General features: G+C 61.5%; 17 protein-coding genes. 6 read left to right on the forward strand and 11 right to left on the reverse strand.

The features are described from left to right. The first annotated feature begins 45 nt into the window (after positions 1 to 45). From AAIS01_RS06470 to AAIS01_RS06480, 3 genes are read left to right on the forward strand one after another with little or no spacing between them, the layout of a single operon-like run. Complete coding sequence (locus tag AAIS01_RS06470) at positions 46 to 1,290, forward strand: exonuclease SbcCD subunit D C-terminal domain-containing protein (protein WP_343468319.1); 1,245 nt, start codon at positions 46 to 48, stop codon at positions 1,288 to 1,290. Beyond that, positions 1,287 to 4,928 (forward strand): AAA family ATPase, encoded by a 3,642-nt coding sequence (locus AAIS01_RS06475; protein WP_343468320.1) that lies wholly within the window; start codon positions 1,287 to 1,289, stop codon positions 4,926 to 4,928. The genes AAIS01_RS06470 and AAIS01_RS06475 overlap by 4 nt, the downstream gene beginning before the upstream one ends. Then, positions 4,925 to 5,527 carry a glutathione S-transferase gene (locus tag AAIS01_RS06480; RefSeq protein ID WP_343468321.1) on the forward strand — a complete coding sequence of 201 codons (603 nt, stop codon included), beginning with the start codon at positions 4,925 to 4,927 and terminating at the stop codon, positions 5,525 to 5,527. The genes AAIS01_RS06475 and AAIS01_RS06480 overlap by 4 nt, the downstream gene beginning before the upstream one ends. A 35-nt stretch (positions 5,528 to 5,562) precedes the next feature. Here AAIS01_RS06480 and AAIS01_RS06485 read toward each other — a convergent pair whose 3' ends face one another. From AAIS01_RS06485 to AAIS01_RS06525, 9 genes are all read right to left on the reverse strand, one after another. Then, entirely contained in the window at positions 5,563 to 5,820 is a 258-nt protein-coding gene (locus AAIS01_RS06485) for a hypothetical protein (protein WP_343468322.1), read from the reverse strand. Next, positions 5,817 to 6,029, reverse strand: a complete 213-nt coding sequence (locus tag AAIS01_RS06490; protein ID WP_178129667.1) for a hypothetical protein — start codon at positions 6,027 to 6,029, stop codon at positions 5,817 to 5,819. The genes AAIS01_RS06485 and AAIS01_RS06490 overlap by 4 nt, the downstream gene beginning before the upstream one ends. 114 nt (positions 6,030 to 6,143) lie before the next feature. Next, positions 6,144 to 6,269: a hypothetical protein gene (locus AAIS01_RS06495; protein ID WP_343468323.1), complete on the reverse strand. Its 126-nt coding sequence runs from the start codon at positions 6,267 to 6,269 to the stop codon at positions 6,144 to 6,146. Positions 6,270 to 6,430: 161 nt separating this feature from the next. Next, positions 6,431 to 6,610: a hypothetical protein gene (locus AAIS01_RS06500; protein ID WP_018611529.1), complete on the reverse strand. Its 180-nt coding sequence runs from the start codon at positions 6,608 to 6,610 to the stop codon at positions 6,431 to 6,433. Between the two features lie 156 nt (positions 6,611 to 6,766). After that, positions 6,767 to 7,942, reverse strand: a complete 1,176-nt coding sequence (locus AAIS01_RS06505; protein WP_343468324.1) for a lactonase family protein — start codon at positions 7,940 to 7,942, stop codon at positions 6,767 to 6,769. Further along, positions 7,929 to 8,225, reverse strand: coding sequence for a DUF5629 family protein (locus AAIS01_RS06510; RefSeq protein WP_186655966.1), 297 nt, complete (start codon positions 8,223 to 8,225; stop codon positions 7,929 to 7,931). Before AAIS01_RS06510 ends, AAIS01_RS06505 begins: the two co-directional genes overlap by 14 nt. A 234-nt stretch (positions 8,226 to 8,459) precedes the next feature. Continuing rightward, positions 8,460 to 10,040, reverse strand: a complete 1,581-nt coding sequence (locus AAIS01_RS06515; RefSeq protein ID WP_343468325.1) for an aldehyde dehydrogenase (NADP(+)) — start codon at positions 10,038 to 10,040, stop codon at positions 8,460 to 8,462. Between the two features lie 13 nt (positions 10,041 to 10,053). Then, positions 10,054 to 11,046, reverse strand: a complete 993-nt coding sequence (gene araD1, locus AAIS01_RS06520; protein WP_343468326.1) for an AraD1 family protein — start codon at positions 11,044 to 11,046, stop codon at positions 10,054 to 10,056. Between the two features lie 150 nt (positions 11,047 to 11,196). Beyond that, complete coding sequence (locus AAIS01_RS06525) at positions 11,197 to 12,519, reverse strand: MFS transporter (protein WP_343468327.1); 1,323 nt, start codon at positions 12,517 to 12,519, stop codon at positions 11,197 to 11,199. A gap of 193 nt (positions 12,520 to 12,712) precedes the next feature. On the opposite strand from AAIS01_RS06525, the gene AAIS01_RS06530 reads away from it, so the two are divergent. From AAIS01_RS06530 to AAIS01_RS06540, 3 genes are all read left to right on the forward strand, one after another. Next, positions 12,713 to 14,449, forward strand: coding sequence for an IlvD/Edd family dehydratase (locus AAIS01_RS06530; RefSeq protein WP_343468328.1), 1,737 nt, complete (start codon positions 12,713 to 12,715; stop codon positions 14,447 to 14,449). Positions 14,450 to 14,651: 202 nt separating this feature from the next. Further along, positions 14,652 to 15,371: a FadR/GntR family transcriptional regulator gene (locus AAIS01_RS06535; protein ID WP_343468329.1), complete on the forward strand. Its 720-nt coding sequence runs from the start codon at positions 14,652 to 14,654 to the stop codon at positions 15,369 to 15,371. Positions 15,372 to 15,526: 155 nt separating this feature from the next. Next, positions 15,527 to 20,215 carry a dermonecrotic toxin domain-containing protein gene (locus tag AAIS01_RS06540; protein WP_343468330.1) on the forward strand — a complete coding sequence of 1,563 codons (4,689 nt, stop codon included), beginning with the start codon at positions 15,527 to 15,529 and terminating at the stop codon, positions 20,213 to 20,215. Between the two features lie 168 nt (positions 20,216 to 20,383). Here the strand turns inward: AAIS01_RS06540 and AAIS01_RS06545 are convergent, their stop codons facing one another. Further along, on the reverse strand, positions 20,384 to 22,759 hold the full coding sequence (locus AAIS01_RS06545; RefSeq protein WP_343468331.1) for an efflux RND transporter permease subunit: 2,376 nt from the start codon (positions 22,757 to 22,759) through the stop codon (positions 20,384 to 20,386). A gap of 43 nt (positions 22,760 to 22,802) precedes the next feature. Continuing rightward, positions 22,803 to 23,855 (reverse strand): WD40/YVTN/BNR-like repeat-containing protein, encoded by a 1,053-nt coding sequence (locus AAIS01_RS06550; RefSeq protein WP_343468332.1) that lies wholly within the window; start codon positions 23,853 to 23,855, stop codon positions 22,803 to 22,805. Positions 23,856 to 23,975: the final 120 nt, after the last annotated feature.

Raw genomic sequence — 23,975 nt, forward strand, 5'->3', positions numbered from 1 at the left:
GCCGCCCATCTTTCCGCGGCCATCCTCTGTTTTCTGGAGTTCCCCTTGCGTCTGTTCCACACCTCCGACTGGCACCTTGGGCAAAACCTGCACGGTCAGGAACGCGACTTCGAACACGCGTGTTTCCTTGATTGGCTGCTGCAACAGCTCGCCAGCGAAAAACCCGACGTACTGCTGATCGCCGGCGATATCTTCGACACGGTGAACCCGCCGGTCAAAGCCCAGGAGCGGCTGTACGATTTCATCGTCAGTGCCCATGAACAAAACGCCAACCTGACCATCGTGATGATCGCCGGCAACCACGACTCCGGCTCGCGCATCGAACTGCCAGCCCCGTTGATGCGACGCTTGCGCACACATGCCCTGGGCCGGGTGATGTGGCTGGACGACGGGCAACTGGACGTCGAGCGCCTGCTACTGCCGTTGCCCGACGCCAAAGGCAAGGTCAAAGCATGGTGCCTGGCTCTGCCGTTCCTGCGACCTGCCGAAGTCACCGGCGCGCAGTTGGGTGATGACTACCTGCGCGGCATCGGCCAGGTCCATGAATGGCTGATCGCCGCCGCCAACGACAAACGCAAGAAGGGCCAGGCGCTGATCGCCATCAGCCATGCGCACATGGCCGGTGGTTCGGTGTCCGAGGACTCCGAGCGCAGCCTGATCATCGGCAACGCCGAAGCCCTGCCCGCCAGCCTGTTCGGCCCGAGCATCAGCTACGTCGCCCTCGGCCATCTGCACAAGCCGCAGAAGGTCAACGGCGAAGAGCGCATCCGCTACAGCGGCTCGCCGATTCCGCTGTCGTTTTCGGAGATCGGTTATCAGCATCAGATTCTCGATATCACCCTGGACGGCGAAGCCCTGGTCAAGGTCGAGCCACGGCTGATTCCCCGGGCCGTCAATCTGCAGCGCCTGGGCCCGGCCCCCCTGGCCGATATTCTGGTGCAACTCAAGGACCTGCCGGACATCGACCTGTTGGCCGATGTCCAGCGTCAGCCCTGGCTGGAGGTGCGGGTGCGCCTCGATGAGCCACAGCCGGACCTGCGCCATCAAGTGGAAACCGCCCTGCAAGGCAAAGCCGTGCGCTTGGTGCGCATCGCCGCCGAATACGCCGGCAACGGCGGTAGCGCAAACGCCGATGATGGCGCCGCACTGGTCGAACTGGATCAGTTGAGCCCGCAGGAACTGTTCAGCCGCGCCTGGCAGGACAGCTACGGCAACGAAGTGGACGAACAGACCCTCAAGGATTTTGCCGTGCTGCTGCAAGACGTGCAGATGGAGGACGAGCAACCATGAAGATTCTCGCGATCCGTCTCAAGAACCTCGCCTCCCTGGCCGGGCCATTCGAAATAGACTTCACCGCCGAACCGCTCGCCAGTGCCGGCCTGTTCGCCATTACCGGTCCCACGGGCGCCGGTAAAAGCACGCTGCTCGATGCCTTGTGCCTGGCGCTGTTCGGCGCCGTGCCACGACTCAACAACACCGGGCGCGACGCCAAGGTGCCGGACGCCGACGGTGAAATCGCCACGGGCGATCCGCGTACGCTGTTGCGCCGTGGTACGGGCGATGGTTACGCCGAAGTGGATTTTCGTGGTATCGACGGGCGCCGCTATCGGGCGCGCTGGGAAGCCAATCGCGCCCGGGAAAAGGCCGGCGGCAAGCTGCAAGCCAGTCGCCAGAGCCTGCGGGATCTGGACAATGACCAGTTGCTGGCGAGCCAGAAAGGCGAATACAAAACCCAGCTCGAAGCGGCTCTGGGCCTGAACTTTGAACAGTTCACCCGTGCCGTGTTGCTGGCCCAGAGCGAGTTCAGCGCCTTCCTCAAGGCCGATGACAACGACCGCAGCGAATTGTTGGAAAAGCTCACCGATACAGCCCTGTACACCCGGCTGGGCCGGCGAGCCTTCGACAAGGCCAAGCAAGCCAAAGAAGCCCACAAGCAATTACAGGACCAGGCCACAGGCGTCACACCGCTGCCCCCCGAGGCCCGGGCCGAACTGGACCAGCGCTTCAACGAGGCCCAGCAGCAGCTCAAGACCCAGCAGGCGCAACTCAAGCAACTGGAGCAGCAACACAGTTGGCTCAAGGAACTGCGGCAGTTGCAAGACCACCAGGGCCGCGCCGCCGAGCAACTGCAACAAGCCCAGGCCGACTGGAACGCCCTGGCCGACGAGCGCCTGAAGCTGACCCGCCTGGAACAACTCGCGCCGCAACGGCATCAGTTCATCCGCCAGACGGCGCTGGCCCGGCAGCTCGAACCCCTGGCGGTACAGGTTCAGCAGCTCACCCAGCAACAGATCGACCTGCATGAACGCCAGGCCGAACTGGAGAAAGGCCTGGGCGTTGCGCAACTGGCGTTGACCGCCGCCCGACAACAAAGCAGCGACAGCGCCCCCTTGCTGCGCCAGGCCTTTGAAGAACAAGGCACCCTCGCCCGCCTCGACAGGGAGGCTCGCCAAAGCGCCGAACGCCAGGAGCAGGCACAACACGCCTGTAGCGAAGGCCAGCGCAGCCTCGACAATCTGCTCGAGCAGCAAAAGCAGGTGGGCGCGCGCTTGCAGCGAATCGCCGGGGAGCTTGAACAAAGCACTCACCTGGCGCCGCTCAGCGACGCCTGGCAGGCCTATCGTGATCGCCTCCAACAGCTGATGCTGATCGGCAATCGCCTGAACCAGGGGCAGGCCGAACTCGCCACCCTGGAGCAAAGTGCCGCTCGTGCCGCCGAGGACCTGGCAACCCACCGGCAAAACCTCGAAGTGCTCTACAAGGAGGCCGACGCCGAACCGCAAGCGGTGGCCGAGCAGATCCAGTTGCTCGCTAATCTGCTGCAAGACAATCGCAAGCAACTGCGTGCATTCGAGGATCTGACGCGGCTCTGGGCCAGCCAGCAAGAACTGGACAAACGTGGTGCCGAGCTTGAACAACGCCAGCAACAGGCGTTGCAGGAACGCGACCGACTGGTGCGCGAAGGCAGCGAAGCCAAGGCCGAACTGGCGATTGCCGAACAGACCCTGAGCGTCACCCGCCAACTGCTGGAGCGCCAGCGTCTGGCCCGCAGCGAAAGCGTCGAACAACTGCGCGAACAGCTCAAGGACGACCAGCCATGCCCGGTGTGTGGCAGCGTCGAGCATCCTTACCATCAGCCCGAAGCCTTGCTGCAAAGCCTGGGGCGTTTTGATGAAAGCGAAGAGGCCAATGCGCGCAAAGCCGTCGAGGCCCTCCATGAAAAAGTCATCGACCTGCGCGCGCAATACAGCGGCGTCATCGCCCAACTCAAAGAACTCAAGCAACAACAGGAACAACTTTTCAGCCAGCATCAAAGTCTGGCGCCCAGTCTTGAAGGCCATCCGCTCTCGGCGCAACTGCTGGCCCAGGATGCCGCCAAGCGCGACACCTGGCTGGACCAGCAAAACAGTCAGCTCAACCTGCGTATCAGCCAGGACGAACAACGCCAGGCTGCCCTGCTGACCCTGCAACAGGACGCAGCGCGCCTGACGCAGCAATTGCGCCAGGCTGAAACCGCGCACCAGCAGGCATCCCTGCACCTGAACAACCAACAGCAGGAACTGGCACGCGATCGCCAGCGCCTGGATGAGGAACTGAGCCACTTCAGTGCGTTCTTGCCGGCAGACACGTTACAGGCCCTGCGCACCGAACCCGCCGCGACCTTCATGCAGCTTGACCAACGGATCGCTCAACGCCTGGCGCACCTGGACCAGCAACGCGACGAACTCAGCGAACAACTGCAGCGTCAGCAAACCCTGGAGAAAGAGCAGGATCGCCAGCAAACCCGCCTCCAGCAGTTGGAGCTGGCGCAACGGCAACTGAGCGCCCTGACTGAACAACAGCAGGCCTGCCAGCAGCGGCTCATGCAATTGCTGGGCGAACACACCAGCGCCGAACAGTGGCAGCAACAACTCGATCAGGCCCTGGAACAGGCCCACAGCGCCGAAACAACGGCCAATCAACAACTGCAAGCGCTACGCCACAACCTGGTGGAACTGGCCGCCGAACTCAAAGCCCGCCAGGAACAGGCCCAAGCGCTGGACACCGAACACACGGCCCTGGCCGCCGGCATCGCACAATGGCGCGCCTGCCACCCGGAATTGGACGATGCCGCGCTGGACGCATTGCTCAGCCTTGATGAGCAACACATCGGCCAACTGCGCCAGCAACTGCTCAACAGCGAAAAAGCCATCGAGCAGGCCCGGGTGCTGCTGACTGAACGCGAGCAGCGCCTGCAACACCATCAGGCCCAGCACAACGGCAACCTGGAATCCGAACAACTGGCCCAGGCCCTCACCGACCTTCAAACCCAATCTGCCGCCAGCGAACAGCTATGTGCCGAGTTACGCGCCGAACAGGCCGAGGACCAGCGCCGACAGAACGCCAATCAGGCCCTGGCCCAGCAGATCGAACAGGCTTATACCGAATACCAGCGCTGGGCGCGGCTCGATGCGCTGATCGGTTCGGCCACCGGCGACCGCTTCCGCAAGCTGGCGCAGGCGTACAACCTCGATTTGCTGGTGCATCACGCCAACGTGCAGCTACGGCAATTGGTGCGCCGCTACCGGCTCAAACGCGGTGGCAGCATGCTGGGGTTGCTGGTGATGGACACGGAGATGGGCGATGAACTGCGCTCGGTGCATTCGTTGTCCGGCGGCGAAACCTTCCTGGTTTCCCTGGCCCTGGCGCTGGGCCTGGCCTCGATGGCGTCCAGCACGCTGAAAATCGAATCGCTGTTCATTGACGAAGGCTTTGGCAGCCTGGATCCCGAATCCCTGCAACTGGCCATGGATGCCCTAGACGGTTTGCAAGCCCAAGGACGCAAGGTTGCGGTGATTTCCCACGTCCAGGAAATGCACGAGCGGATCCCGGTGCAGATCCAGGTTCGTCGTCAAGGAAATGGCTTGAGTACCGTGGAGGTGAAATGAACCGCGCCACGCTCTACTCCTTCCGGCGTTGTCCCTACGCGATGCGAGCGCGCATGGCGTTGCGCTACAGCGCGATCGAATTGAACATTGTCGAAGTCAGCCTCAAGGCCAAGCCGCCCGAGATGCTGGCGCTTTCCGGCAAGGGCACGGTGCCGGTGTTGCAGGTCGATGACCGGGTGATCGATGAAAGCCTGGAAATCATGCGCTGGGCCCTGGCGCAGCATGATCCGGATGATTGGCGGTTGCTCGGCGACCTCGAAGGCCAGGCGTTGACGGCCGCGTTGATCGAGGAAAACGACCAGGTCTTCAAGCTTCACCTGAACCGCTACAAATACCCTGAGCGCCATCCCGAATCCTCCTTGGAGCATTATCGGGCCGAGGGCGAGGTCTTCCTGCGCAGGCTGGAAGCATTGCTTGAAACTCGAGCATTTCTGGCAGCGGCTCACCAGAGCCTGGCCGATGTGGCGCTGATGCCGTTCGTGCGGCAGTTTGCTCATGTCGACCGGGAATGGTTCGCCGCAGCGCCCTACCCTCGCCTACAGCGTTGGTTGCAAGGCTTGCTGGATTGCGAATTGTTCGTGGCGATCATGGCCAAGTAATCATCCCTCCCGATGAACAGCTTTTGTGGCTTGCTTCAGGCAGCCACGCTGCACATGCGCACCACTGCACAATCGATCTGAAAAGGCCCGAAGACGGCAGCCCTGGGCTTGACCGGCGGATTCCCCACCAACGCCTCCAAGGCCTTGGCAGTCAGGATATTGTGCGCAATGTTGTGGTTACACTCGATGGTCCGCGCCAAAGATCCCGCCGACGCTTGCCCCAGACCCAGCAATGAAAAACCATTGGTGATGAACGCCAGGAATGCGATCACCCAAAACTTGCTTCTGTTCATGCGCCGACCGCCCCTTTTGCTGCGCCATGCTCGAGCGCCGCGCGGGCAACCGGGGGACCATAATGAACAGAAGGCCGGGCGGCCTGCAGGGAGGTTTCGGCAGAGCCTTGGTATTGGGCACCGAGGCTGACCACCAACACCATCGCCACGTAAAGGCCGATGGCGATGTACGCGCCGTGTCTGGCAGAAGAAAGGATCGTGCTGGCCATGGGGTTCTCCGTGGGCATGTTTCAGTGCCCACAGAATCAATCAACTAAACCGATTTTAATAGCGATCAATACGCATAGTGTCTATCAGTTTTATTGATTACTCACCCCAACAGATCAGTCTTCAAGCAAGCTCAATAATCGCTCACGCGCCACTTCCAGCTCGCCGGGGGTTGGCTCGGCGGCCGAAACAATGGGGGTGGAATAGAGGAACAGCAGCATCATTGCCAGACGCATCGCCATGGTGTCGATCTCTTGTTGGAGAAGGAGTCAATTTACTAGCGTCAAATTTAAACACATGGCCAAGTGATATTACAGTGGGTTTTTCGTAGGAGCAGGCAAAGCCTGCGATTTTTTCTCTTTTCAAAGATGAAAAGATCGCAGGCTTCAGTTTTCAGCGCGGTTCAGTGTTGGGTCTTGTGGTCCAGGGCGGCGTAGAAATTGGCGCTCTGTTGCAGGTATTTTTCGGTGTAGCTCTGGGTGCGGTTTTTCTTGTCGCTGATTTCAATGCTGGCACTGGCTGGCAGCGCCACGGTGGCGGAGATAGCGGAAGCAGCGATCACGGAGAAGAGATTCAGATTCATGTCGGTAGTCCTCGGATTCAATTGGCTTATCTGCCCGGTTGGGCCGTGAAGCAAACTTACGCGCCGAGGCGTCCCGCTTTGAAATGCTTTGCAACACTAGCGAATATCAGTCTTGTTGATACAACGACGAAGGCCCCGAAAATCGGGGCCTTCGCGTTACTGAGGGGCCATGAATTTCAAGTCGCTCGGTGCATCCATCGCCAACTTCTGCACGGTTTTACCCAGCAGGCCGGTCTTGGGGTCACGCTCGACAACCACGATCTGGTTGCTCTTCTGATTGGCGATCAGCAGGAATTTTCCGCTCGGATCGAGGCTGAATTCCCGCGGATGATCCCCCTCCACGGAGCGGCGCTGAAGCTCTTTCAGCGTGCCGGCCGCCGGGTCGATGGCGAACACCAGCACTTCGTTGGTGGTGCCACGATTGCTGACGTACAGGAACTTGCCATCCTTGGAGGCATGCAGCGCTGCCGCCGCCCTGCCGGGCTGTGGTTTACCCGCTGCCAGGTCGACCAGCTGTCGCTGGCTCAAACGCCCATCCTGATAGTCGAACACCGCCACTTGGGCAGTCATTTCCATCGTCAACCACGCGTGCTTGCCATCTCTACTGAACAGCAAATGGCGTGGCCCACTACCCGGCGGCAGTTGCACGAATGCCGGCTCGGCGGCGGTCAATGGCAGCTCGGGATTTGCCTGCGGGTCATATCGGTAGACAAACACCTTGTCCGCCCCCAGGTCGCTGGCGAACACATATTTACCATCAGGCGAAGATACTGCCGAGTGCACATGAGCGGACATCTGCCGCTCGGGATTGACCCGGCTCGGTTGATGGCTGCTCAGTTGCACCACCGGCGACAGCTTACCGTCGGCGCCCACCGGCAACACCGCCAGGGTGCCGCCCGGGTCTTCCACCACCGAATAGTTGCTGACCAGCAGATGTCGACCATCACCGCTGAGGCTGGAATGGGTCGGCTCGTTGCCCAGGGACTGCACCTGGTTGATCAGGCTCAGTTCATGGGTTTTCGGGTCAATGGCGTAGCTGCTGACCTTGCCCACCGGGTCTTTTTGCCCCGGCCCGTTTTCATTCACCACGAACAGCCGGCTCATGTCCTTGGAAAGGGTCAGCCACGATGGGTTGTCGGTCTTGATCACTTGCAACGGCTGGGCATCGAGCTGGCCGTTGCGGCTGTCGAATTGCAGGCGGTAGATGCCCTGGCTCTGGCCGGCGGTATAGGAACCCACCAGCAGTTGATGGCGCTCATCGGTCTCTGCCTGGACGCCCATGGCGCCCACGCTGCCGGCCATCAACAAGGGCCAGAAACTACGCATCCTCATGTTCGTCGTCCTCATCGTCGTGGCCGCTCGTCGCTTCCACGCACTCCAGATGGTGGTCACCCGAATCACTGGTGATGATCCAGTGTTTCGAGGCTTTATCGAACGTCGCGGCCTCCATCTGCGCAGGCGTGAAGCGCCAATGCTCGAGGGTGCGACCGTTCATGCACTCGACGTGCAACTGGTCTTGTTCGTCGAGGGAAAAGTCGAATGCGTGCAGCCCGTCGATGATCAGCATGTCGCAGGATTCGAGGGCGTGCAGCAGGGTGTCGGTCAAGGCAGTCATGGTGATCAGTCGGTCGTTGGGAAAGTTGTCATGATAACCCAATGGGCGAGTGGGCCTTGGGCCAAAAGGTTCGAAAGCACTATCGACTGCCAGATCGCATCGCGAGCAGGCTCGCTCCCACAATTGGATTTGCAGCGAACACACATCTTGTATTCACCACCCATCCACTGTGGGAGCGAGCCTGCTCGCGATGGCGGCAGACCGTTGAACCTCAATGCAACTGCCTGACTGCGATCAGAGCGCCTCGCGCCCCGGCACCCCATCGACCAACCGCTGGATCCCCAGCGGGTTAGCGTTTTTCAACGGCTCCGGCAACAAACTGTCGGGGTAGTTCTGGAAGCACACCGGGCGCAGGAAACGATCGATCGCCAGCGTACCTACCGAAGTCCCACGGGCATCGGACGTGGCCGGATAAGGCCCGCCATGGACCATCGAATCACACACCTCCACCCCGGTTGGATAACCGTTGAGCAGGATGCGGCCGACCTTCTGTTCCAGCAGCGGCGTCAATTCGCTGAACCGTTCGAAATCCGCCGGCTCGCCAATCATCGTCGCGGTCAGTTGACCGTGCAGGCCGTTCAGCGCGGCAGTGAGCTCGGCTGGGTCCGCCACTTCGACAAACACCGTGGTCGGGCCGAACACTTCTTCTTGCAGCGCCTCGTCACCGTTGATCAACAAGCTGGCATCAGCCTTGAACAACTGCGGCTGGGCCTGGTTGCCCTGCTGCTCGCGCCCGGCCAGGTGCTCAATGCCTGGGTGAGCCAGCAGCTTCTGCAGGCCCTTGCCGTAGCTTTGCAGCGTGCCGGCGTTGAGCATGGTTTGCGGGGCCTGATCGCTGATCAACGCGGCCACTTGCTGGGTGAAGGCGGTAAATTGCGGCGAACGAATGCCGATCACCAGGCCAGGATTGGTGCAGAACTGACCACAGCCCTGCACCACCGAAGCGGTCAAGTCACGCGCAACGTTCTCGGCGCGGGTCTCCAGCGCTTGCGGCAAGACGATTACCGGGTTGATGCTCGACATCTCGGCAAACACCGGGATCGGCTGCGCACGTGCGGCCGCCATGTCGCACAGGGCCCGGCCGCCCTTGAGAGAACCGGTGAAGCCCACGGCCTGGATCGCCGGGTGCTTGACCAGCCACTCACCGACACCACCACCGTAGATCATGTTGAACACACCGGCCGGCATCGCGGTTTTTTCCGCCGCACGGATGATCGCATCGGCCACGTGCTCGGCGGTCGCCATGTGACCGCTGTGGGCCTTGAACACCACCGGGCAACCGGCGGCCAGGGCCGACGCGGTGTCACCACCAGCGGTGGAAAACGCCAGGGGAAAGTTACTGGCGCCGAACACCGCCACCGGCCCCAGGCCGATGCGGTACTGGCGCAGGTCCGGACGTGGCAACGGCGTGCGTTCCGGCAAGGCGCGGTCGATGCGCGCACCGTAGAAATCGCCACGACGCAGAACCTTGGCGAACAGGCGCATCTGGCCGCTGGTGCGACCGCGCTCGCCCTGGATCCGTGCCGCCGGCAGCGCGGTTTCACGGCAGACCACGGCCACGAACTCATCGCCCAGGGCATCCAGTTCATCGGCAATGGCCTCGAGGAACTCGGCCCGGCGCACCGCGCTCAGGCTCCGGTAGGCCGGATAAGCCGCAGCCGCGGCCTTGGCGGCAGCATCGACTTCTTCTGCCGTGGCCTGGATGAAATCATGGGGCAAGGCCTCGCCCGTGCTGGCGTCGACGCTTTGCAGGCGGGTCTGGCCGGCCGCGCTACGCGCCCCGCCGATGTAGTTGTGGCCAAGGATCTGGTTCATCGCAAGTCTCCTTTTAAAGTGTGCCGATAGTACCCGGGTTGAACACCGCGTCTACCGGGGCAATGCCATTGACCAGCGGGGCGCCGAATTCAGCCTGGCTGATTTCGAACACATCCCCCGGCTGGGTGCGGATGCCGTCGGCGAACGACAGGGTCGCGGTGCCGAAGAAATGAACGTGCACGTCCCCCGGGCGCAGGAACTGACTGTACTTGAAGTGATGGAACTCCAGGTTTTCGAGGCTGTGGCACATGTTGGCCTCGCCGCTGAGGAACTCGTTCTGCCACAGCACTTCGCCGTTGCGCAGGATACGACTGGTCCCGGAAAGATGTTGAGGCAGTTCACCCACGCGAAGTTCCGGACCAAAACTGCAGCTGCGCAATTTCGAGTGGGCCAGGTACAAGTAATTCTTGCGTTCCATGACGTGGTCGGAGAACTCGTTGCCCACCGCGAAGCCCAGGCGATAGGGCTTGCCGTCGTGGCCGATGACATACAGCCCGCTGATTTCCGGCTCTTCGCCGGCGTCTTCGGCAAAGGGCGGCAGCGGGAACGGATGGCCCGGACGGACCACAATGCTGCCGTCGCCCTTGTAGAACCACTCCGGTTGCACACCGGCCTGTCCGCTCTCAGGCTTACCACCCTCCACGCCCCACTTGAAGATGCGCATGGTATCGGTCATGGCTGTTTCGTCGCCGGCCTGCTGATGCATCTTGTCCCGGGCCGAGGCACTGCCCAGGTGGGTCAGGCCGGTGCCGCTGACCAGCAGGTGTGCCGGATCCGGGTGATCCAGCGGAGGCAGGATGCGCAGTTCGCTGAGCAACCGGGCGTAGTCATGACCGGCGCCCAAGCCTAGGCTGTTGACCTGCTGCTCAAGCTTCACGCCCGCCTCGATGGCCGCCAGCGCCAGGTCGCGCACGCTACCGGCGCCCAGCACTTCGCGCACCTGGTCGCCGTCGACCACACCGACGCGGCGTTCGCCGTTAGGCAATTCGAACTGAACTAAACGCATATCTTTTCTCCTTGTAAGCAAAACTTGAATTCGGTGCAGTCCCTTGTGGGAGCGAGCTTGCTCGCGATAGCAGCCTCACATTCACCGACGATGTCGACTGTCAGCCCGCCATCGCGAGCAAGCTCGCTCCCACAGTTAAGTGCAGTGGCCTCAGGTACGCGTCGCCCCCCGGGCACTGGCCGCGAACTGATCCGCCGGCAGCACATGCTTGCGCTCCAGCAACCGATACACCACCCCGGTCAACACCAGGCCGAACACCATCACGCAGGACAGGAAATACAGCCCCGACGCCAGGTTGCCGGTGTATTCCTTCAGCGCACCGATCACGAACGGCCCGATGTAGCCACCCAGGTTGCCCACCGAGTTGATCAGCGCGATACCCGCCGCCGCACTGGCGCCGGCAAAGAAACGCCCCGGCAAGGTCCAGAACACCGCGGTGCAGGAAAACAGCGCGAACGCCACCAGGCAGAGCGCCGCCAACTGCAACACCGGCACCGTCAGCCAGGCACTGAGAAACAGGCCGATGGCGCCCAGCACATAGAGCACGGCCAGATGACCGTAGCGATCGTTCAAGCGGTCGGAACTGCGAGGAATGATCAGCAAACCGATGATGCCGAAGATGTAGGGCACCGAGGACACGAAACCGGTCACCAGGTCAGTGCCGCCAAACTGCTTGATCAACGTGGGCAGCCACAGGCCCAGCCCATAGATGCTCAAGGTCACCGGCAGGTAGAACAGCGCCAGCAGCAGGACGCGCTTGTCCTTCAAGGCGTGCAGCGGATTGCCGTGTCGGGTCTGGCCGTATTCCTCAAGGTCTTTTTTCAGTTCACCGCTCAGCCAGTCCTTTTCGGCCTGGTCCATCCACTTCACCTGTTGCGGACCATCCGGCAGATAACGCAGCACCGGCCAGGTCAGCAGGACCGCCGGCAGGCCGATGACAATAAACAACCACTGCCAGCCGTGCAGGCCCAGGATGCCGTCCATGCCCAGCAGGCCGCCGGAGACGGGGCCGGTGATCATCATGGCGATGGGCTGGGACAGAATGAACAGGCCCAGGATCTTGCCGCGACGGCGTACCGGGAACCATTGGGTGATGTAGTACAGCACGCCGGGGAAGAATCCGGCTTCCGCCGCGCCGAGCAGAAAGCGCATCACATAGAAGCTGTAAGGCCCCTGCACGAACGCCATGCCGATGGTGATGGCGCCCCAGGTGATCATGATCCGGGCGAACCAGCGCCGGGCACCGAAGCGCTCCAGCATCAGGTTGCTGGGGATCTCCAGCAGGAAATAGCCAATGAAGAACAGCCCCGCACCCAGGCCGTAGGCGGCGTCGCCAATGCCGATGTCGGCGCCCATGTGCAGCTTGGCAAAGCCCACGGCGGAACGGTCCACGTAGGCGATCAGGTATAGCAGGATCAGGAAGGGAATCAGTTTCAGCGTGATGCGGCGAATAAGCCGCAATTCCTGGCTCATGGGACCGGTCTCCGATTGTTGTTGTTATAGAACCCTGGGGGATTTCTCTGACCGATGAGCGCCAGGACAATCCCTCCGTTATGCTCGACTATATAGTAATACTATTTACCCAACAACACTTCCAAACTGCGCAAATTGCGCCTATGTTAGGCGCAAGCTGAAACCATATAGTCATACAATAAGAGAATCGATCATGTCTGATAAGAAACCCTCCCTGCGCTCGGCCCAATGGTTTGGCACCGCCGACAAGAACGGCTTCATGTACCGCAGCTGGATGAAAAATCAGGGCATCGCCGACCATCAGTTTCATGGCAAGCCAATCATCGGCATCTGCAACACCTGGTCGGAGCTGACGCCATGCAACGCGCATTTCCGGCAGATCGCCGAACACGTCAAGCGCGGCGTGATCGAGGCTGGCGGCTTTCCGGTGGAGTTTCCGGTGTTCTCCAACGGCGAATCGAACCTGCGCCCTACCGCCATGCTGACCCGCAACCTGGCAAGCATGGACGTGGAAGAAGCGATTCGCGGCAATCCGATTGACGGCGTGGTGCTGCTCACCGGCTGCGACAAGACCACCCCCGCCCTGCTGATGGGCGCCGCCAGTTGTGACGTGCCGGCCATCGTCGTGACCGGCGGGCCGATGCTCAACGGCAAGCACAAAGGCCAGGACATCGGTTCCGGCACCGTGGTCTGGCAGTTGAGCGAACAGGTCAAGGCCGGCACCATCACCCTTGATGATTTTCTTGCGGCCGAGGGTGGCATGTCCCGTTCGGCCGGCACCTGCAACACCATGGGCACGGCCTCGACCATGGCCTGCATGGCCGAAGCCCTCGGCACGTCGCTGCCGCACAACGCCGCGATTCCGGCGGTGGACGCGCGCCGCTATGTGCTGGCCCACATGTCCGGCATGCGGGCGGTGGAAATGGTCCGCGAAGACCTGAAACTGTCGAAGATCCTGACCAAGGAAGCCTTCGAAAACGCCATCCGCGTCAACGCAGCCATCGGCGGCTCGACCAACGCGGTGATCCACCTCAAGGCCATCGCTGGGCGCATCGGCGTGCAACTGGACCTGGACGACTGGACCCGCATCGGTCGCGGCATGCCGACCATCGTCGACCTGCAGCCGTCCGGGCGCTTCCTGATGGAGGAGTTCTACTACGCCGGCGGCCTGCCCGCGGTGCTGCGCCGTCTCGGCGAGGCCAACCTGATCCCCAACCCGAATGCCCTGACCGTCAACGGCAAGAGCATCGGCGAGAACACCAAGGACGCACCGATCTACGGCCAGGATGAAGTCATCCGCACCCTGGACAACCCGATCCGGGCCGACGGCGGTATTTGCGTGCTGCGCGGCAACCTGGCGCCCCTCGGCGCGGTCCTCAAGCCCTCTGCCGCGACGCCTGAGCTGATGCAGCATCGCGGCCGCGCGGTGGTGTTCGAGAACTTCGACGAGTACAAGGCACGGATCAATGACCCAGAGCTGGATGTCGACGCCCAGTCGATCCTGGTGATGAAGAACTGCGGGCCCAAGGGTTATCCGGGCATGGCCGAAGTCGGCAACATGGGTTTGCCGGCCAAGCTGCTGGCCCAGGGCGTGACGGATATGGTGCGGATTTCCGATGCGCGCATGAGCGGCACCGCCTACGGCACCGTGGTCTTGCATGTGGCGCCGGAAGCAGCAGCCGGCGGGCCCCTGGCGGCGGTGAAAGAAGGTGACTGGATCGAACTCGATTGCGCCAGCGGTCGTCTGCATTTGGACATCCCCGACGCCGAACTCGCCGCTCGCCTGGCCGACATCGCCCCCCCGCAGCAACTGCTGGTGGGCGGCTACCGCCAGCTGTACATCGACCACGTGTTGCAAGCGGACCAGGGTTGTGACTTCGACTTCCTGGTGGGCTGCCGCGGCGCCGAAGTACCACGCCACTCCCACTGACCCCATCCATCCCCTGTGGGAGCGAGCTTGCTCGCGATGGCGGTGTAACAGCCAACTTAGATGTTGAATGTTCAACCGATATCGCGAGCAAGCTCGCTCCCACAGTAGGTCGGCGTCAGCATTGAATCGCACTAGCGACCCGCCATCGCCGCGCCTGCTATCATGCGCAACACCCCCCTCGCACAGGATCGCGCCGCGCCCCATGGATTACCGTAAACCCTCCGACCGCAAAAGCATGCACGCGCGCATCGTCCAGGAACTGGGCATGCAGATCGTTTCCGGACGTTTCAAACCCGACGATAAACTGCCCGCCGAAGCGTTGTTGTGCGAGGAGTATGCCGTCAGCCGCCCGGTGTTGCGCGAGGCCACGCGGGTGCTGGTCGCCAAGGGTTTGGTGTATTCGCGTCCGCGGGTGGGCACGGTGGTCAAGGCGCGCCGGGAATGGCACATGCTCGACCCCGATGTGCTGCACTGGTTGATGCAAAGCAGCCCGCAGAATGAATTCTTCAACCTGCTGACCAGCGTGCGCAGCATCATCGAGCCGGCCGCCGCGGCCCTCGCCGCACAGTTCGCCGACGAGGCGGACATCGCTGCCATCCGTGAAGCCTACCAACGCATGGAAGTCGCCCCGACCCCCGAGGCCCTACTGCAACCGGACCTGGACTTTCACAGCCGCATCGCCGACGCCACCCACAACGACCTGCTCGCCAACCTCTGCAACATGTTGTCGGTGGCCATCGCCGAAGCCCTCAAGCACTCCAACCAGCGGCCCAACCTGCATGAATTGGCGATGCCGCGACACAAGGCAATTCTCACCGCCATCGAAAACCGCGACGCCCTCGGTGCCCGACATGCCACGCTGGTGCAACTTGACGATGCCCGCAGCGCACTGAACGTCGTGCTGGGCAACGATCCGTCCTGACGGTCCTGTCCTCCCTCCCGCCGATGCCACCGAAGAGGCCTCACACAACCGCTCTGTAGCAGGGTGGTATTTATGTACCACCCGCACCGGACCGAGAAGTCGATACTTTTTCTCGCCGTCATTCCGACGGCCATGTTTTGTGAAAAGGACTTCTCATGACCGCCCCTTCCTCTGTAGATGCCATCCCCGCATTGACACAAAGCGTCAGCCTGCAATTCGCCAGTCACCCGACCTTCGAACAGATCGCGCAACGCATGCTCGAACAGGCTCTCAAGCGAACATACCCCTGGCTGGACATCGACCTCTCCACCGTCAAATTGGCGACTCCGGACGGCACCGGACGTGCCTGGCAGTTCCAGCCGTTCATGCCCGTGGTGCTCGATCACCTGGCCGTTGGCACACCCGTGGATTTCAGCCCACGGGGCAACCTGGATTGTTTTCTCTCCGACACCCCACCGCGCCGTCTCCGGACAGGCAACCAGGAAGTGGACATCCAGGTCATCAAGACATCGCTGCTGGAACTGGCCTGGAGCGTACCGCTTGGACTGGAGGATGCGCTGGTCCGTTATTGGGGCGACACCATTGACGCAACTGATACGAATGGCCGCAGCAACCGCTGGAGCTGGCTTAGCGATGTGTTGAGGAACATGCTGAGCATCCGCGGGCTGCAACAGCCCGGCCTCGCTGATACGGCACGCGAGATGCTTGACCAGGTCGTCCGTTGGCCGGACCGCAAGCGGCGCTTTTGTCTCAATCCACAGACGCCTGTGTACGCCTACAGCCTGGAAACCCGGCTCACCCGGGGCACCACCAGCACCGTACGGGTCGGCAGCGAGATTCTTCTGGTTCGCACCGCGCAAGGCGCGACCGAGTTCCTCCTGTCCCGCCCCGGCAGCCCCGTGCAATCCTTTGCCTCCCTGGACGCCTTCAATCAGCATTGGGGCGCTTCGATCGCCAGCCGCTATACCGTCGACACCCTCACCTGCCAGCGCTACGAGATAAGCGGCAACGTTTTCGAGAGCCAGGCGGCGATGCTGCTGGAGCAACAATTGGCCGACCTGAAAGCGGTACAGCTGCCCACAGGGATCGGCCTGCAAAACCTGAAGAACCTCTATAACGACCTGAGCGACCCGGCCCGCTACCTGCTGGAAGCCCCCCGACTCTCAGCGCAAACCTCGGCACGCCTGACCCCCTTGTTGCCCCGCTGGCTGAAAAAAGCCGCCATCGCCGACCAGACACGGCTCCAGCACTACAGCCTGGCCCTGGCCAGCGCCAAAAAACGCCATCAGGGCCAGACCTTCCTCAGCGGCATCGAGGACATCAAGGCCTTCACCGCCAGCGCCTTGTCCAGTTCCATGGGGCAGACGAACGACAGCAGCCCGGACAAAGTGTCATCGGGTCAATACCAGCCCGACGATGTACTGCTGAACTTCACCGTTTCCGCCGGCTATCCCGGGACCATCGGCCTCAGCGAGAAGCGACAGATGAGCCTGACCGAACTGGCCATCCACAATCTCGTCGGCCGCCCCAGCGGCCACTTCACCCTCAGCCATCGCTTGGGCCTGACGTTGCCGGCCTGGTTGACCCCGGACTTCGTGACCGGGCTGGTCGAACAGGTCGACATTGGCACGACCTATCCTCGCTACCTGCAACTGCACCTGCTCGGTAGCTCGCCCCAGGCAAAGAACCGTCAACGGATGTTCGCCGAACAGATCCCTGCGCAACTGGCCCTCGAAGCGCTGAAACAGCGGCTGGACCACGAAAACGGCATGACCCTCCAAGGCCTGCGCCTGCTGGAAGCCGTTCTCCAGCCTGACGCGGCGAGCCAACAACTCAACGGTCGCCCGGTGGTCATTCGCCACCTGGGTTTGCTGCGCAAACCCCAAGCCCAGCCCGACATCGTGACCAACATGTTCCTTATCGAAGCGCAGGACACCACCACCGGCCCGCACCTGCTGTATCGGCCGCTTTACGCCCCTGCGCTGCAAGAATTCCCGACACGGGAGGCGATGCTTCAGGCCATTGCCGCCGCCGGGGACCTGCAGAACAGCGTCCTGACCTGGCTGTCCGACGCCGCACGCCCGGTGTACGCCAACGGCGGTTTCCTGGAGCCACACATCGTACGGTTCTTCCCCGGTGATGAGTTCAGTGTTCCCGACAAACCCGCCCCCGCCACACTCGCCACTGCGGACACCCACGGCGAATTGCTGCAAGCGCTGCACAACGGCGAACTGATGCAGTACCTCTATGGCTGCAATGCCCAGGCCCTGGTCGCCCAGGCCGACCGGGACTCGGTGTCCAATAGCGAGAGCCGCTGGGCCGTGTTGCTTCACGGCGGCGGTCTGTTGTTCAACACCTTGCTGTTCCCTTTATTGCGCGGCCCGGCCATGACCACCGTCTGGCTATGGAACCTGATGGCCAGCGCCCAACAGGACATTCCGGCCCTGATCAGCGAGGATCCGGTGGCACGAGAGCTTGCCGCCGTCGACCTGCTCGTCAATCTGGCCATGCTGGTGAGCCAACTGCCCACCGGGCATGCGCCGGTCACCCGTGCGGCGCTGGCCCCATCGCTGAAGGAGCAAGCCATGCGTCCCCCGGCGCCACGCACCGTTGCCGAGCAGTGGCCCGCGCCGACACCACCCACCGTAGTGGAGGGAACCATCGCCGTGCCTGGCGCCCACGCCGAAGCCGCCAGTAGACGCCTGGACTTCAGCTTCGCCAGCGCCGGCCAACGCCTGACTGCAGAACAACGCACCCGGCTGCTGCGCTTGCAGGCACCGCGCCCTCCGGCAATGCCCGAGCCCATCGGTTATGGCCCGTACAAGGGTTTGTACGTGATCGACAAAAAATGGCATGCCGAGGTGGAAGACGTCCTGTATCAGGTCAACCCTGAAGTGGACGGCAGCGCGACCATCGTCGACCCACTCGACCCCAGCCGGAACGGGCCGCCGTTGAAAGCCGACAGCCAGGGCCGCTGGTCCCTGGATCTGCGCCTGCGCCTGCTGGGCGGTGCGCCCCCCAAACGGATGCAAGCACAGCGCGACCTCAATCTGCAACGCACCAAGGAGTTGACCGCGGAACTCAACCAATGGGTTGCGCAGGAAGCCGATCGACAAAAAGCCCTCGACGTGGCCCAGCAAGTGATGACAAAACTCGAGGAGGGAAGCGCTTACTCCGAAGCGCAGCGAGCGCCGAAACGCAAAACATTCCACGACCTGCTCCAAGAACAGACCGAGATTTACTTGAAGCTGCTGAAGAGCGCGCCCGAACGCGCCAGCCTGGGCATTGGGCTTACACCTAAGTACATGCGCGGACTCTTTGAAAACGTGATCAACAATGCCCGTAAGGCCTTCGTGGTCACCGAAATGGATTACCTGGCCGCCAAGAACAGGGACTCCAGGTTTCGAGCAGAAAGCGATGTCCGGGAAGTCCTCACCCACCACATGCAGGACTATATGAAGTTCCTCGACCTCATGAGTGACATCAATGATCGAGCGATCTACTGGCTGGAACTCAAGGATGAATACCTTGAGCGCCTCTTGAACTTCGATGCCGATGGCGCACAAGCGTTCGAACGCCTGACCAGAGACCGTCCGTTGAACGAATCAAATGCCATCGGCCGCAAAGCATTGCAACTTTCTACACTTCCCATGTTGTCGATCAAAAACCCCCAATCGGACCTGCCCGGCGTCCTGCTTCGCATCGTCATACCGCTGGGGGAACAAACACGCTCCCACAGCGAGCTACGGCTGTACGAGCTTACGCCACAGGAACAACTCGAAATTCTGACAAGCCTGACCGAGCGCTATGGCAAGACCCTGGATGCCTTGCAAGGGGTCAAGACCCTCTACCCCGACGATATCCACGAGTCCTATTTCGACAGGCTGGTCAAGTTGGTCGACAGTCTCTACCAAGAGGTGTCGGGGAGACTCGCCGCCGAAATCAAACCCGAGCCAAAACCGCGCAAACGCCCGCCGAAACGTTCCAGGACAGCTGTCGCACACGCACAGAAAAAACTGATCAGGACCCGCCACAATGGCGTCCTGATTGGCGACCTGAAACCGGCGGGCACATCCCTGCCGATTGAAGTCGTCGAAATGCGTTCACAAATCGATGACGAGGTTCTCGCCACCTATTCACGCCACGACGATGTCTGGGATGTCGTCGATGTACGCCGACCCGCCCCGGCACCCGAGACAAGATCGGTCAAGGCGATCAAGGCCGATGCGCGAAAACTGCTCGATGAGCTGGACGCACGTCTGCACCGCGCTGAAAGCTACAAGAAACACTGCCGCCATCCTCAGGAAATCGAGGAGATCTTGAACAATGAGGCGAGCAGGTTTCGCAAGCTTGGCGAGGAGCTCGACCGGGCGTTCACCGCAGCGCAAACCCCGCGTACCCCGGCAGACGAGGCACTGAGCCAACAGTTGTCAGACGCAGTCTCCAGCCTGACCACCAAAGGCAGTGCCCTGCGCACCGAATTGAGCCTGCAATTGCCGCCTACCGACGGCAACCTTCGGTTCCTGTTCGAAAAGAACCTGATACAAGTCGCACGGCTCGGTGATCGCCAGGCTTTGAAAGGAAACCGTAAGGATTTTCTCCAGGAATACGCCATCAACGACCGTGAGGGCTTTCCCCTCTGGTATGCCCATTTCCACTACGAAACGGCTGACACACCGAAGGCTGACTACAGCGTCGCGCATTTGAAGACCAAGGAGCAGCGCCGGGAGCACTACCACTCCCTGCTCGCCAAGGCCGATAGCCCTTATGCGGTGGTGAATGTGCATCGAGGGCAGCTTAGCAAGTCGTTGGCGCAGAGCAAGTTCTTGCCCTTGGCGCCTTGATGGCCAGGGCTTGCAGGCTGGAGTGATCAGTCGCTGAGCGCGAGAAAAAACCTGTGGGAGCGAGCTTGCTCGCGATGGCTGACGGACATTCAATACCTTCATTGACTGTCACACCGCTATCGCGAGCAAGCTCGCTCCCACATTGGTTTTCCCTAGGACTGCCCCTCATCAGTGGGCAAACAACGAATTGCCCTTCTGCCCTGCCAGCTTCTCCGGTTTGATCAGGAACCGCGCCAGCGCCGGCAACAGCCACAGCGCGCCGAACATGTTCCACAGCAGCATGAAGGTCAGCATCAAGCCCATGTCTGCCTGGAACTTGATGGCCGAGAAGATCCAGGTGCATACACCGATGGCCAGGCACAGGCCGGTGAACAGCACGGCCTTACCGGTGGACTTCAGCGTCTGGTAGTACGCCTCTTGCAACGGCAAACCGGCCCGCAGGAAGCTTTCCAGGCGGCTGTAGATGTAGATGCCATAGTCGACGCCGATCCCCACGCCAAGCGCCACCACCGGCAGCGTCGCGACCTTCACGCCAATCCCCATGAAGGCCATCAGCGCGTTGCCCAGCACCGACGTCAGCACCAGCGGCAGCACGATGCACAGCGTCGCCGCCCAGGAGCGGAAGGTGATCATGCACATGGTTGCCACGCAGATGTACACCAGGATCAGAATGGTCAGTTCCGATTCCTTGATCACTTCGTTGGTCGCCGCTTCAATGCCGGCGTTACCGGCGGCGAGGATGAACTCCAGGCCATCGCGATTGTTTTCCTTGGCAAACTCCTGCACCACCTTCACGGCGCGGTCCAGGGTTTCGGCCTTGTGGTCGTTGAGGAATACCAACACCGGGGCCACGGAGCAGTTGTTGTTGTACAGGCCATCGGCCCGGGCAATGGAGCTGTTCAGCACGTCAGGGTTGCGCGACAGGGTTTCCCACTTCAGGTTGCCCTCGTTCATGCCCTTGATCATTTGCTTGGACACGGTGACCAGGGAGATCGCCGACTGCACCCCCTCGGTGTTCTGCATTTTCCACATCAGTTCGTCGATGGGGGCCATGGCTTCATAGCGTGAGCAGCCTTCAGCCTTGGTCTTGACCATCACCACCAATACGTCGGAGCTGGTGGAATAGTTACTGATGATGAAGTTATTGTCCTTGTTGTAACGCGAGTCCGGACGCAGCTCCGGCGCGCCCTGGTCCAGGTCACCGATCTTCAGGTTCTGGCTGTACCAGAGGCCGCCACCAAAGGCGATCAAGGCCAGGACGATCGACACCGGCGCGACCTTGGCGCTGGCAAACTTCGACAGCAGGCGCCAGAACGGGTGCTCACGCGTCGCATCCTTCTTGCTGCGTTCGATGGCTCGCTTGCTGATGCCGACATAGGAAATCGCCACCGGCAACAGGATCAGGTTGGTGAACACAATCACCGCCACGCCGATGGATGCACCAAAGGCCAGCTCCCGGATCACGCCGATATCGATGATCAGCAAGGTGATGAAACCGACGGCATCGGCCAGGATCGCGATCATCCCCGGCAGGAACAACTGACGGAATGTTCGCCGCGCCGCCGTCAGGGCGTTGTCCGCTTCGCTGGATTGCAACGCGATTCCGTTGATTTTCTGCACGCCGTGGGAGATACCAATGGCGAAGATCAAAAACGGCACCAGCATCGAATAAGGGTCGAGCCCGAAACCGACGGCGTGCATCAACCCCAACTGCCAGACCACCGCCACCAGCGTGGTGCTCAAGACCGCAATGGTGCTGCGCATGCAGTTGGTGAACCAGTACAGCAGCACCAGCGTAATGACGAAGGCCACGCCAAAGAACATCACCACCATGGTCAGGCCGTCGATCAAGTCACCGACCTTCTTGGCGAAGCCCACGATATGGATCTTCACGTTGGGGTTCTGGGCTTCAAACTTGTTGCGGATCTTGTCTTCGAGTTCGTGGGAGAACTTCTGGTAATCCAGGGCCAGGAGCTTGCCCTGGTCCTGCGGGTCAGGATAGGACTCCAACAGCGGAATATCGATGATGCTCGATTTGAAATCGTTGGCCACCAGGCGCCCGACCTGGCCGGACTTGAGCACGTTGTTGCGTAACAGGTCGAGGCTGTCGGCCGAGCCGTCATAGCTCTGGGGAATCACCTCGCCGCCGGCAAAGCCCTCCTCCGTCACTTCGGTCCAGCGCACGCTCGGGCTCCACAACGACTTGAGGCCGGAGCGATCGACGCCGGAAATGTAGAACACCTCGTCATGAATCTGGCGCAAGGTCTCCATGTAATCCTTGGAGAAAATGTCACCGTTGGTGGCCTCCACGGAAATCCGTACCGTGTTGCCCAGGTTCGCCAAGTCATTGCGGTGTTCGAGCATCTTCTCGATGAAGGGGTGCTCAAGGGGGATCATCTTTTCGAAACTGGTGGACGGCCGGATCAGCGTGGCTTGCCAGAACAGGAAAATACTGACCAGCAGGCAAATGACGATCACTGCCGGGCGGTTGTTGAAAATCAGGCGTTCGAGGAACGTCGCCTTGTCTTGGTGATGACTGCTCATGGGGTCCGCCTTCTTGTTATTGTGCCCGCCGGATGTTTGCGGCTCATTTGCTCAATTCAGCGCCGGTGGGAGTGGTGGCGTGAACGCCGCCCTGTCCTGCCAGGATCAGATTGCCGTTGCCCGCCGCCGTGACGGCCGCCACGGAAATCCGATCCGGGCGGTTGAATACGCTGAAGGTTACGCCGTCATCGCTGCTGCGCACCACACTGCCACCGTTGCCGACAATGACGATGGAGCCATCTGGCAAGAGCGTGGCCCCGGACAGGCCGAATTCCAGGGCACCGCGGGTGGCCTTGAGCTCGACCTGCTCCCAGGTGCTACCAAAATCGGTGGAGCGGTAGAGGTTGCCGCGCAGGCCGTAGGCCAGCAGCGTTGACGGCTGAGCGGTGCCGATGACGCCGAACAACGAGCCTTCGTAAGGGCCTTCGACCTTTTCCCAGGTCTGGCCCCAGTCGGTGGAGCGGAACATGCTGCCGGCCTCACCGACGATGAACAGCCCGGCGTCTTTCACCGCAGCGATCGCGTTGAGGTGGAACTGGTCTTCGTTGTCGAGGCGATCACCGACGTCTGCCCAATGCTTGCCGCCGTCGCTGGTTTCGAACAACGCGCCGTAGGCGCCCACGGCAAAGCCGTTGTTGGCGTCCTTGAACCAGACGTCAAGCAACGGCGCCTCACGCGCCAGGTCTTCGAATTGTTTGGTCCAGGTGGCGCCACCGTCTTCGCTGGCCAGTATCTGTGCGTCGTGCCCCACGGCCCAGCCGTGTTGGTCATCGACGAAAAATACTGCGGTGAGCAACTGCCGGGTCGGCACCTTGGCCTGAGTCCAGGAACCACCCTGGTCGTCCGAATAGACAATGTGACCGCGATCACCGACCGCTACCAGGCGTTTGCCGGCATGGACCACATCGAGCATCAGGGTTTTGCTGGCCTTGGCCGACTCGACGGAATAGATGACATCGGATGTCGACGCCGCAACAGCCATCACCGGTGCCGACAACACGGCAGAGCCCAGCAGCGAGAGCGCCGAGACCAGCAACGCGACTCGGCGCAGTACCGGCGGCCGGCAGCGGCCCACAGCCATGACAGGCTCATTCATAGACCTTTCCCCCATTATTATTGTTAGGTCATTCAACCCTTCAGGGCGCCGTAAGCGGGCTCATCGTGATTGACTGTTCTGGAGCATAGTCCTGAAACCTGCAATCTAGAGCCACTTCGG

The organism is Pseudomonas halotolerans (assembly GCF_039581215.1).
In the GTDB taxonomy this organism is placed as follows: domain Bacteria; phylum Pseudomonadota; class Gammaproteobacteria; order Pseudomonadales; family Pseudomonadaceae; genus Aquipseudomonas; species Aquipseudomonas tehranensis.